General features: G+C 70.3%; 10 protein-coding genes. 9 read left to right on the forward strand and 1 reads right to left on the reverse strand.

Going from position 1 to position 12,158, the window contains the following annotated elements:
* Positions 1 to 34: 34 nt before the first annotated feature.
* Complete coding sequence (locus tag JW876_02400) at positions 35 to 2,479, forward strand: hypothetical protein (protein ID MBN1884360.1); 2,445 nt, start codon at positions 35 to 37, stop codon at positions 2,477 to 2,479.
* Positions 2,480 to 2,558: 79 nt separating this feature from the next.
* Here JW876_02400 and JW876_02405 read toward each other — a convergent pair whose 3' ends face one another.
* Complete coding sequence (locus tag JW876_02405) at positions 2,559 to 3,221, reverse strand: outer membrane beta-barrel protein (protein ID MBN1884361.1); 663 nt, start codon at positions 3,219 to 3,221, stop codon at positions 2,559 to 2,561.
* 203 nt (positions 3,222 to 3,424) lie between these two features.
* Here JW876_02405 and JW876_02410 point away from each other — a divergent pair, with 203 nt between their 5' ends.
* From JW876_02410 to JW876_02445, 8 genes are all read left to right on the forward strand, one after another.
* The gene (locus JW876_02410; protein MBN1884362.1) at positions 3,425 to 4,606 is read left to right on the forward strand and encodes a right-handed parallel beta-helix repeat-containing protein; all 1,182 of its coding nucleotides are present in this window, start codon (positions 3,425 to 3,427) and stop codon (positions 4,604 to 4,606) included.
* Positions 4,607 to 4,659: 53 nt separating this feature from the next.
* Positions 4,660 to 5,889 carry a hypothetical protein gene (locus JW876_02415; protein MBN1884363.1) on the forward strand — a complete coding sequence of 410 codons (1,230 nt, stop codon included), beginning with the start codon at positions 4,660 to 4,662 and terminating at the stop codon, positions 5,887 to 5,889.
* A 146-nt stretch (positions 5,890 to 6,035) separates the two neighbouring features.
* Positions 6,036 to 8,720 carry a T9SS type A sorting domain-containing protein gene (locus tag JW876_02420; protein ID MBN1884364.1) on the forward strand — a complete coding sequence of 895 codons (2,685 nt, stop codon included), beginning with the start codon at positions 6,036 to 6,038 and terminating at the stop codon, positions 8,718 to 8,720.
* A gap of 129 nt (positions 8,721 to 8,849) precedes the next feature.
* Complete coding sequence (locus JW876_02425) at positions 8,850 to 9,215, forward strand: hypothetical protein (protein MBN1884365.1); 366 nt, start codon at positions 8,850 to 8,852, stop codon at positions 9,213 to 9,215.
* 6 nt (positions 9,216 to 9,221) lie between these two features.
* Complete coding sequence (locus JW876_02430; protein ID MBN1884366.1) at positions 9,222 to 9,644, forward strand: T9SS type A sorting domain-containing protein; 423 nt, start codon at positions 9,222 to 9,224, stop codon at positions 9,642 to 9,644.
* Positions 9,641 to 10,513: a zinc ABC transporter substrate-binding protein gene (locus JW876_02435; GenBank protein MBN1884367.1), complete on the forward strand. Its 873-nt coding sequence runs from the start codon at positions 9,641 to 9,643 to the stop codon at positions 10,511 to 10,513. Before JW876_02430 ends, JW876_02435 begins: the two co-directional genes overlap by 4 nt.
* A gap of 19 nt (positions 10,514 to 10,532) precedes the next feature.
* The gene (locus JW876_02440) at positions 10,533 to 11,291 is read left to right on the forward strand and encodes an ABC transporter ATP-binding protein (protein MBN1884368.1); all 759 of its coding nucleotides are present in this window, start codon (positions 10,533 to 10,535) and stop codon (positions 11,289 to 11,291) included.
* Entirely contained in the window at positions 11,288 to 12,121 is an 834-nt protein-coding gene (locus tag JW876_02445; GenBank protein MBN1884369.1) for a metal ABC transporter permease, read from the forward strand. The genes JW876_02440 and JW876_02445 overlap by 4 nt, the downstream gene beginning before the upstream one ends.
* The last annotated feature ends 37 nt before the right edge of the window (positions 12,122 to 12,158 follow it).

Raw genomic sequence — 12,158 nt, forward strand, 5'->3', positions numbered from 1 at the left:
ACAATCAGGCGTCTCCGGCGAAGGAGGTCTTCCCATGCGCGGATGGTGCATCCGTTCCTGCGCGCTCGCCCTCGCCCTTCTCGCGCTCGCCGCCGCCCCGGCGGCCGCCGTCTGGACCGAGGGAGGCAATCCCGTCTCGACGGACATCTACGACCAGGAACAGCACGTCGTCGTCCCCGACGGCGCGGGCGGCATGATCGTCGTCTGGGCCTGGTACGAGAACGAGGGCGGCTACCTCAAGCACGATCTCTACGCCCAGCGGATCGACAAGCGGGGAAACGAACTCTGGGCCGATGGCGGCGTGGCCGTCTGCGATTATACCGACGAGCAGGGGTATCCCTGCGCGGTGAGCGACGGCGCCGGCGGCGTGATCGTCGCGTGGTACGATCTCAGGGGCGGCAGCTACACGGACATCTACGCCCAGCGCGTCCGTGCCGACGGCTCCGTCGCGTGGACGGCCGACGGGGTGGCCCTCTGCACGGCCGCCCGCAACCAGGGCTACCCCGCGATCGCCGCCGACGGCTTCGGCGGGGCGATCGTCGTCTGGCAGGACGACCGCAACGCCACCGGTTGGGACGTCTACGCCCAGCGCGTCCGCGCCGACGGCTCCGTCGCGTGGACGGCCGACGGGGTGGCCCTCTGCACGAACACGTCGTTCCAGGAGGACATCGCCATCGTCGGCTACGGCCCCGCGGGCGCGGTGGCCGTCTGGGAGGACGCCCGCCCCTACACGGAAACCGATCTCTACGGGCAGCACGTCGACTCCTCGGGCGCCGTCCAGTGGGGCGCCGACGGGTACGCGCTCGTCAACGCTGCCAACAACCAGTACGACCCGGTGCTTTTGCCGCACGGCTACGACGACTACGGCTACTTCCTCGTCTGGGCCGACGCGCGGAGCGGCTCGCAAACCGACATCTACGCCGGTCGCTTCAGCGGCGTCAACTGCCAGTGGGGCACTCCCAACGGCCTCGCCGTCTGCGCGGCGACCGGGAGCCAGTACTACCCGGAGGTCGCACCCTGCGGCCAGTACGACCTCGTCGTCTGGTGGCGCGACAACCGGGGAATCGACGAGGATCTCTACGCGCAGCGGGTCGACTGGTTCGGCAACATGCTCTGGACGGCGGACGGCGAGGCGATCTGCGCCCGCGCCCGCAACCAGTACACCGCCGAGGCGATCGAGACGGCAGCCGGGGAATTCCTCTTCGTCTGGGCCGACGACCGCAACCTCTACGCCGATCTCTACGCCCAGAAGGTGGACGCCGCCGGCGTTCCGCTCTGGGACGCCGGCGGGATCCCCTTCGTGGACGACACGTACACCCGGCACAGTCCCCTGCTCGCCGCCGACGGCGAGGGGGGGACGCTCGTCGCCTGGATCGACCAGCGCGACTGGCAGACGCAGGGCATGGACATCTACGCCCTTCGACTCGACGGCTTCGGCGTCTGGGGATACCCCGCCCCTGCGATCGCGGGTGTCGACGACGTGCCGGACGACCAGGGCGGCCGCGTCACGCTGACCTGGGCGGCGAGCCCCCTCGACCGGTTCCCGGACGAGACGATCACCCACTACTCCGTCTGGCGGAGCCTCACGGCTCCCGCGGCGATGGCCCTCTCCGGCGGCAACCCGGCCGAGACGCCCCTTTCGGCGATCGGTCCGGACTTCGCCGGCACGGCCTGGCGCACTGCGCCCATCGGCGCGGCGGCGGCCGCGTGGGAATGGATCGGCAACGTCGAGGCGCACCGCTTCGAGGAATACGCCATGAGCGCCGCCACCCTCTACGACTCGACCAACGCGAACGGCGGCGTCCACCACTTCCTCGTCGCCGCCCACGCGGCCGACCCCTTCGTCTGGTGGGACAGCGAACCGGACAGCGGCTGGTCGGTCGACAATCTCGCCCCCGAACCGCCCGTCGGTCTCGCCGGCGAGCAGCTCCACGGCCCCGAGGCCCTCTACGTGCACTGGAACCCGAACGCGGAGGAGGATCTCGCCGGCTACCGCGTCTACCGGGGCGCGAATGCGGAATTCGCGCCGGGCGCGGGGAACATGATCGCCTCGACCCCCGACACGGCGGCGACCGACGACGGCTGGACGTGGGACGCGGGGTTCTGGTACAAGGTGACGGCCCTCGATGTCCACGGCAACGAGAGCCCGGTGGCCCTGCTCGGTCCCGGGAATGTGACGGGCGGGGAGACCCCGCCGGCCCCGGCAGACTTCCTGGCCCGGAACTACCCGAATCCCTTCAACCCCGCCACGACGATCCTGTTCGGCATCGCCCGGCCCGGCCGCGTCCGCGTCGGCGTCTACGACACGGCCGGCAGGCTCGTCCGGCTCCTTCTCGACGAGCGCCGCGACGCGGGACGCCACGAGGTCGCCTGGGACGGCCGGGGCGACGACGGCCGCAGCGCGGCGAGCGGCGTCTACTTCTGCCGCCTCGTCGCCGGTCCCTTCGAGGAGACGAGGAAGATGGTCTTGCTGAGGTGACGTCGGCGCCGGGGCGGACAAGGAACGGGGCGGTCCCGGAGGGGGCCGCCCCGTTCGTATCGCCGCCGCGCGTCCGGGTCTACATGAAACCCACCTCGACGCCGGCGAAGTACTGGATGTATTCGGGGTGGATCTTCTCGGCGTCGGGACCGAGCTGCTGCGGCACGGAAAAGCTCTTGAGGAACTTCGCCCCGCCGTCGATCCAGACGCGGTCGTGCACCTTGATCTCGAGGCCCAGCGAGAAATCGAAGCCGAACGCCACCTCGGACTCTTTCTCGAGATTCTGCCGGATCTCGTTCTCGTAATCCCTGTCGTCGGGGATGACGACGTCGGTCGAGATGCTGTAGTAGACGAGGGCGATGCTGGCCCCGGCGTAGGGGCGGAGCATCCCGCGTCCCTGAGGCCCGACCCGCCCCCCCACGTAGAAGCGCGAGAACCACTGGTTCGTCTGCTGCTCGATCCTGAGCCCCGTGACGCGGTCGCGGAACTCCGTCGTCTGGCTCAGCATGTTGGCGACGTCGAAACCGGCCGTGGCGGCGAAGAGCCCCTGGCCCGGCGGCACGAAGACGGCGTAGAATCCCCCGCCCCAGCTGGCCTTGCTGAAATCCTCCGCGTCGGCGCCCTCGGGCTCCATCCGCACGACGCGCAGCCCCCCGCGGATGCTCATCGCCGCGAGCGGCGCGCTGGCCGCGAAAACGAGAACGAGTGCGAGAACGAGCGCGTTCCGTGTCCGATGCTTCATGCGGCAACCTCCTTGCCGCCGCATCATGGCACGGATCGCGCCCCCGCGCAACCGGGTTCGCCCCCGCGCGGCGATCCGGCAAACGAATCGGCCCGCCCCGGGCCGGAACATTTTCCCGCGGGCGAGCGTATGACAAGGTGCGCGGCGATCGGCGCGCGAGGCTGGCGCCTGCCATTCCCCACCCGACGAACACGGAGTCGCCCATGGGTCGATCCGCAGATCCCCCTTCGTTGCGCGCGGCGGCCGCCTGCGCCCTCCTGCTCGCCGCCGCGGTCCTTGCATCACCCGCCGGCGGCGCGACCTGGCGCGTCGCCGTCGACGGCTCCGGCGACCTGCCGACGCTCCAGGCGGCGATCGACACGGCGCAGGCCGGCGACACCGTCCTCGTCGGGCCGGGCGTCTGGTCGTGGACCGGCCAGGGAACGGGCGACGAGAGGGGATTCATCCGGTTCCTCGACCGCAGCGAGGGCTTCGTCGTCAGGAGCGAGGCGGGGCCGGCGGCGACGATCCTCGACGCCGAGGGAATGAGCCGCGTCGTCTACCTGCACGGGATGAACCACATCACGTTCGAGGGCTTCACGATCCGCGGCGGCGAGGCGGGGGACTGGGGCGACCGCTGCGGCGGCGGGTTCTTCACGCACATCGCCTACGACACGATCCGCGACTGCGTCTTCGAGGACAACCGCGCCGAGTTCGGCGGGGGTTTCAGCTGCTCGGTGAGCCGCGGCGTCCTCATCGAGGACTGCGTCTTCACGCACAACGAATCGACGCGGCACGGCGGCGCCGTCGCCTTCGGCCTCTCCAACGCGAGCTCGATCGTGCGGAACTGCATCGTCACGGACAACACCGCCGAGGACGGAGCGGGAATCCTCTCCTACTACTCGACGGTCACCGTCGACCGCTGCGTCGTCGCCGGCAACGAGGCGAGCGTCGGCGGGGGCGGCATCCTCGTCTGCGGCGAGGGCTCCTGCGACGTTTTGCGCTCGACGATCTGCGGCAACCGCGCCCCCGCCGGCGACGGCATCGAGGTGCGGGACATCTCGATCCTCTCCTGCGAAAAGAGCATCGTCGCCTTCAACCGCGGCGACGGGATCGCCGCCGCCCCGTCGGCGACCGCCGTCGTCGGCTGCTGCTGCCTCTGGGGAAACGACGCGGGCGACGCCTTGCCGCCGGGAGCGGTCGACGGCGGCGGCAACCTCTTCATCGATCCTTTCTTCTGCGGGCTCGAGGCCGGCGACTACCTGCTGCGAAGCGATTCTCCCTGCCTGCCCGTCAACAACCCGAACGGGATCTTCTGCCAGCTCATCGGGGCCCTCCCGGAGGGCTGCGGCTCGACGGCGGTCGAGCGGCGGAGCTGGGGCGCGATCAAGCGCTCCGTGCGCTGACGCTGCAGCCCGCTTTCCCCGGCCTCTCCGCCGTGCTATACTCTGAAACGGACATGTGCACGAACCGCAACCGGCATACCGTTCCCCGCAGCGTCGCGCTCCTCGCCGCGCTCCTCCTCGTCGCCATCGCGGCGACGCGGGCGCCGGCGGCCGGCTGGCAGACCGAGACGCGCCTCACCGACGACCCGGCCGTCTCCTACACCGCCCCGAACAACGGCAAGTGGCTCGCCGTCGACGCGGCGGGCCGCCTGCACGTCGTCTGGGTGGACGAGCGGGACCGGAACCGCGAGATCTACCACCTCGTCCGCGAGGGCGGCGCCTGGTCGGCGCCCGAGCGTCTCACCGCCGACGCGGCCCCGTCGGCGCGGCCCGTGCTCGCCCTCGACGCGCTGGGACGCCTCCACCTCGTCTGGAACGACAGCCGCGACGGCAACAAGGAGATCTACCACCGCGTCTGGAACGGCTCCTGGGGGGCGGAGACGCGCGTGACGGAGACGACGGGCGACTCCTTCGCCTCGTCGATCGCCGCCGACGGCACGCGCATCCACCTCGTCTACAACGAGGACGCGGGCGGCCACCTCGAGATCCGCTACCGCGTCTTCGACCTCGCCTTCTGGTCGGCGGCCGAGGCGCTGACCGACGCGGGGGACGGCGACCGGATGGTTCCCTCCCTCGCCGTCGGTCCCGGCGGCGTCGTGCACGTCGTCTGGTGGGACACCCGCGAGGAACCGCCCGGCAGCGCGGCGGGCAAGATCTTCTACCGCCGCCTCGACGGGGCATGGGGCCCCGAGGAGCTCGTCTCCGACCCGGCCGCCGACGCGATGCGCCCGAGCGTGGCCGTCGCCCCGGACGGCGCCGTCCATGTCGCCTGGATCGACGTCGCCGCCGTCCACGAACAGATCGCGTGGCGCCGGCGCGGACCGGCGGGATGGGACCCGGCCGCCGTCGTCACCTCCGGCGACTTCACCCACTACCACCCGAGCCTCGACGCGGACGGGGAGGAGATCGTCCTCGTCTACTGGGCGGCGACACCGTCGGCCGAGCTGCCGGGCGTCTTCTTCCGCCGCCTCGCCGCGGGAGCGTGGAGCGGAGAGCTCAGGATCTCCGGCCCCCTCTCCCGCGCGAGCCTCTGCTGCCTCCGCGCCGCGGGCGGCGGCGATCTCCACGTCGGGTGGGTCGACGAACGCGACGGCAACATGGAGATCTACCACCGCGAATTCCTCCCGGACACGACAGCCGTCGACGAGGCGACCTGGAGCGGCGTCAAGGGACTGCTCCGCTGACCTCGGGCGAACGACCGCAACGGGCAATCCCCTCCAATATATCGAGATCCACCTGTCATGTTGAAAGATGCGTGCCGCTTCTGTTATAATTACGAATCAATACGAATTACAGGCGTCATGTCTCAACGCACAACGGGGGGAATGCCATGCCGGGACTGAACGCTCGGCCGCGATTCGCCGGACCGCGGGCCGTTCTCGTTCTCGCGATCATCGGTACCGTCACCGTCTCGATGATCCTCGCACCCGACTCCCGCGCGAGGAACCCCTTCCGGAAAGCGTTCTTCGACGTCTATCCCGAGGCCACCGGGAGCGTTCTCGACGATTTGCCGAGCAACGCCGGGCACTGCGGCGTCTGCCATTTCGACTTCGCCGGGAGCGGGCAGCGCAATCCCTTCGGCCTCGCCGTGGAGGTGGGGCTCAACAACGGCCTCACCGCGACCGAGGCGATCCTCGCCGTGAGCGAGGTCGACTCCGACGCCGACGGCTTCCGCAACCGGATCGAGGCCTCCGACATCGTCAACTTCTCCAATACGCCCACATTCCCCGGCTACACGGCAGGCAACTACCACCTCGCCCTCAACGTGGTCGTCTCCGAGATCCTCCCCTACGTCACCCCCGCGGGCGCGACCGACACGATTGCCCCGGCCGTGACGGTCCATTCGCCGAGCGGCGGCGAGGTGGCGCAGGCCGAGAGCTACTTCGCCATCTCCTACACGGCCGAGGACGCGAGCGGCATCTCCGCGATCGACGTCTATCTCTCCGGCGACGGCGGCGCCTCGTGGCTGCCCGTCGCGTCGAACGAGCCGGCCGGCACCGGATTCTCGTGGTTCGTGCCGAACCGTCCGGGACCGGCGAGCCGTATCCGGGTGGTCGCGTGGGACAACGCCGGCAACCCCGGCGTCGGCGAGAGCGGCGCCGACTTCACGATCGAGGGACGGACGGACGGCGCCGTGCCGACGACGATGCGCGACATGGACATGAGCGGCACCCAACCGCACGAGGGGGCGATCCTCGACGACCCGGACCTCTCCTGCGCCACCTGCCACGGCAACTACGACACGGCGAACGAGGCGTGGTACAACTGGCGCGGCAGCATGATGGGGCAGGCGGCCCGCGATCCCTTCTTCTTCGCCTGCATGGCGGTCGCCGAGCAGGACGCCCCGTCGGTGGGCGATCTCTGCATCCGCTGTCACTCCCCCGGCGGCTGGCAGGAAGGACGGTCGACCGACACCGGCGGCGATCTCCTGAACGTCAAGGACCGCCACGGCGTGCAGTGCGACTTCTGCCACCGCATCGTCGATCACGAGTACGACCCGGGGATCGATCCCGTCGAGGACGAGGCGGTCCTTGCCGGCATCGACCCGCTTCCGCTCGCACCGGCGAACGGCCAGTTCATCAACGACCCGGCGCCGATCAGGCGTGGGCCCTACGCCGACGCCCTCGCCGCCCACCAGTTCGTCGAGTCTCCCTACCACCGGTCGGCCGACCTGTGCGGGATCTGCCACGACGTGAGCAGCCCCGTCTATTCCCGGCTGACGACCCTGGACTACGCGCCGAACGCCTTCGACGAGGGGCATCCCGACATGGACCTGCGCAACATGATGCCCATCGAGCGCACCTACAGCGAGTGGTCGGAGAGCGAGTACGCATCGACCGGCGTCTACGCGCCCCAGTTCGCCGGCGCCAAGCCGGACGGCTACGTCTCGACCTGCCAGGACTGCCACATGCGCGACGTCGTCGCGAAGGGGGCGGCGGCGGACGGCCGGACGCGCGAGGATCTCGGCCTCCACGATTTCACCGGCGGCAACACGTTCGTCACCGATATCATCCGGCAGTTCTACCCCGACGAGGTCGACCAGGCCCAGCTCGACGCGGCCACGCTGCGGGCGCGCACGATGCTGCAGCTCGCCGCCGCGGTGGAGCTGACGCCCGAGGAGTTCGGCGTGACGGTGCGGGTGACGAACGAGACGGGTCACAAGCTCCCCTCCGGCTATCCCGAGGGCCGGCGGATGTGGCTGCACGTCCGGGCGATCGACGCGTCGGGCCGGACCGTCTTCGAATCGGGCGCGTACGACCTCGCGACGGCCGACCTCGTCCACGACACGCAGATCAAGGTCTACGAGATCCACCCGGGGATCAGCCCCGCCCTGTCCGAGATCGTCGATATCCCCGCGGGAAAGAGCTTCCACTTCGTGCTGAACGACACGATCTACTCGGACAACCGCATCCCGCCGCGCGGGTTCACCAACGCCGGGTTCGAGGGGATCCAGTCGCCCCCGGTCGCCTACGCGTACGCCGACGGGCAGTACTGGGACGAGACGCCCTACCGGCTTCCCTCGACCGCCGACTCGGTGATCGTCACCCTCCTCTACCAGTCGACGAGCAGGGAGTACGTGGAGTTCCTCCGCGACGAGAACCGGACGAACAGTGCCGGCCAGACGCTCTACGACGCATGGGTCGCCCAGGGCATGAATCCCCCCGAGACGATGGCCGCCGCGCGCGCCGCCGTCAACGTGACGGTGACCGGCGCCGACGACGCCCCCCCCGTGCCCTTCGTCTACGGCCTCGCGCAGAACTACCCCAATCCCTTCAATCCCGTCACGACGATCGCCTTCTCGCTCGCCGGCGAGGCGCGGGTCCGCATCGTCGCCTACGACGTCGCCGGACGGATCGTGCGGACGCTGCTCGACGAGACGAGGGAGGCCGGACGCCACCGCGTGAACTGGGACGGACGGGACGACGCGGGCCGCGAACTCGCCTCGGGCATCTACTTCCTACGGTACGACGCGGGCGGATTCCGCTTCACGAAGAAGGCGGTCCTGCTGAGATAAGGGCAGACGGGCGGAGGCGGCGCGTTCCGGGTGCGACGGCGGCGGATGCGACCGAAACCGTCGCCGCTTCGCGTGCGCCGATCCCGCGCATTGCCTCCAACGCGTCGCGTCTGGTATAATCCGGGTACGATGCGATACGCCATGCACATGCTCCTCGCCGCCCTGCTCGCCGCTGCCGGGGCCGTTCCCGCCGGCGCCCAGACGATCGAGATCGAGGCCGAGGCGTACGACGCCTGCCTCGACCTCGGCGGCACGGCGATCGGGACGGCGCTCGATCCCGACTGCAGCGGCAACTACCTGCTCGAGGGGCTCGACGTCGCCGGGGAATGGACCGAGTACCACGTCGCAGCCCTCGAGCCCGGCATCTACCAGCCGCGCCTCGTCTGCCGGGGAAACAGCGCCGAGGCCTACCGCCTCGTCCTCGTCGTGACGGGCGACGTCTCGGGGGCGGCCGACACGACGGAGTTTCTCTTCACCGGCGTCGGCTACGGCTGATCGAGCCTGCTGACCGTCGCCGGGAGCGACGTCGTCGAGCTGCCCGAGGCCGCCTGCACCGTTTGCCTGCGCTGCGTCGAGGACCATTTCTTCCAGGCGGACCGCATCGTCTTCACATTCCTGTCGCACACGGGAGGCGATCCGACTCCCGCCGCCCGCGCGGCGCTGGGCGTCTATCCGAACCCCTTCAACCCGTCGACCGTCGTCCGCTTCAGCCTCCCCGCGGCGGGGAGGGCCGTCGTCACCGTCCACGACGCGGCGGGGCGCGAGATCGCGCGGCTCGCCGACGAGTGGCTTTCGGAGGGGGAACACGTCCGGAACTGGGACGGACGGGACCGATCGGGGCGCCCGGCGGCCTCGGGCGTCTACGTCTGCCGCCTCGCGGCGGGTGGCCCGGTCGTCTCGCGAAAGATGGTGCTGCTCAGGTGACACGTACCTCGCTCATCGCCCTCGCCGCCTTCCTCGCCGCCCTCGCCGCAGGCTGCGGCGGGGCGCCGGACGGCGACCGGCTCGGCGTCGTCGTCTCGATCCCCCCGCAGGCCCAGTTCGTCGAGCGCATCGGCGGCGACCTCGTCCACGTGACGGTGATGGTGCCGTCCGGCGCGAGCCCTCACCAGTACGAGCCATCCCCCTCGCAGCTCGCCGCCGTCGCCGACGCGGCCCTCTACGTGGCCGTGGGATCGGGGATCGAGTTCGAGATCGCCTGGCTCGACCGGATCCGTTCGGCCAACCCGGACATCCCGCTCGTCGTGTCGGCCGAGGGCATCGAGCCGGCGCCCGCCTCGGCGCACGTCGCGGGCGGCGAGGCGCCGGAGACGGACACCCACGTGTGGGTTTCCCCCCGGAACGCCGCCGTCATGGCCCGGAATACCTGCGACGGGCTCGTCGCCGTCGATCCGGCGCACGCCGGGCGGTACGAGGCTGGCCTCGACTCCCTTCTCGCCGAGCTCGACGCGCTCGACCGGGCGATCCGCGCGTCCCTCGCGAACGCGAGCCGGCGGCGCTTCCTCGTGTACCATCCCTCGTGGGGATACTTCGCCCGCGACTACGGGCTCGAGCAGATCGCGATCGAGCACGAGGGAAAGGAGCCGTCCGCGCGAGGTATCGCCGAGCTCGTGGAAACGGCGCGCCGGCTCGGCATCGTGGTGATCTTCGCCTCCCCGCAGTTCACCGTCCGGAGCGCGGAGATCGTCGCGCGAGAGATCGGCGGACGGGTCGTTTTCGTCGATCCGCTCGGCCGCGACTACCTCGCGACGATGCGGGCGGCGGCCGAAGCTTTTGGTGCATCCCTCGAGTGAACCTGCTAGAATCCCGCGCATGGAACGGGCGCCCATCGTCGAACTGAAGAAGGTCTCCTGCTCCTTCGGGCGGCTCCTCGCCGTCGAGGATGTCGATCTCGTCGTGGGCGAACGCGACTTTCTCGGCATCATCGGCCCCAACGGCGGCGGCAAGACGACGATCCTGCGCATCATCCTCGGCCTCGTCGAGCCGGACCGGGGCAGCGTGCGCGTCTTCGGCGGCCCGCCGTCGGCGGGGCGCCGGCGGATCGGCTACGTCCCCCAGCTCTTCGACGTCGATCTGGCCTTTCCCGCGAGCGTGACGGACGTCGTTTTGATGGGACGGCTCGGCCACGCGCCCCTCGGCCGACGGTACGGGCGGGCGGACCTCGACGCGGCAGGCGAAGCGATCGGGCGGGTGGGGATGAGCGACCGGGCCGATCGCGCGATCGGCGAGCTCTCGGGGGGCGAACGCCAGCGAGCCCTCATCGCCCGCGCGCTCGCCGCCGACCCCGAGCTGCTGATCCTCGACGAGCCTGCCTCCAGCATCGACAGCCGCTGGCAGGCCGCCTTCTTCTCGATGCTGCGCGAGCTGAACGACCGCATGGCGATCATCCTCGTCACGCACGACGTCACGGCCCTCTCCGCCTACGTCGAGCAGGTGGCATGCCTCAACCGGAGGCTCTACTACCACGGATCGACCGCCGAGGGGATCGAGCACCTCGTCGAGACGTACGAGTGCCCGATCGAGATCATCGCCCACGGTGTGCCCCACCGCGTCCTGGGAGACCACGAGTGACCGACCTGCTGCACTACGAGTTCATGCGGAACGCCCTCATGGCGGCCGTCCTCGTGGGCGTGGCCTGCGGGATCGTCGGCACCCTCATCGTCGTCCGCCGCATCGTCTTCATCGCCGGCGGGATCGCCCACGCCGCGTTCGGGGGGATCGGCCTCGGCTACCTCCTCGGCGTCGACCCCGTGCTCACGGCGATCCCCTTCAGCATCCTCTCGGCAGCCGCCGTCGGAACGGTCGGCCGCCGGGACCGCGCGGGCGAGGAGGCGGCCATCGGCATCATGTGGGCGCTCGGCATGGCGCTCGGCGTCCTCTTCATCGAGCTCGCCCCCGGGTACGCCCCCGACCTCTTCGGCTTCCTCTTCGGCTCGATCATCGCCGTGCCCTTCTCCGACGTGATCGTCATGCTCTGTCTCGACGCCGTCATCATCGCGCTCGTGCTCCTCTTCTACAAGGAACTGCTCGCCACCTCCTTCGACGAGGAGTTCGCGCGGCTCCGCGGCATCCCCGTGCGGGCGATCCGCCTGCTCGTCCTCTGCCTCGTGGCACTCAGCATCATCGTCCTCGTCCGCGTGGCTGGCATCATCCTCGTCATCGCGCTTCTCACGATCCCGACGGTCATCGTCCGGCAATTCACGCTGCGCCTCGACCGCCTGATCCTGTGGTCGACCGCGGTCGCCGTCGTCCTGACCGTCGCCGGGCTCCTCGTCTCTGCGATCGTCGACATCGCCTCGGGCGCGACGATCGTCCTCGTCCTCGTGGCCGCCTACGCGATATCCATGCTCGTCCGGTGGCTTTTTTCGCTTTGCCGCCGAAGCGAGCGGTCCCGCCCGTAGCGGCTGGAGCCGCGCCTCCCGTTCGTGTATACTGCGG

The organism is Candidatus Krumholzibacteriota bacterium (assembly GCA_016931295.1).
In the GTDB taxonomy this organism is placed as follows: Bacteria; Krumholzibacteriota; Krumholzibacteriia; order Krumholzibacteriales; family Krumholzibacteriaceae; genus JAFGEZ01.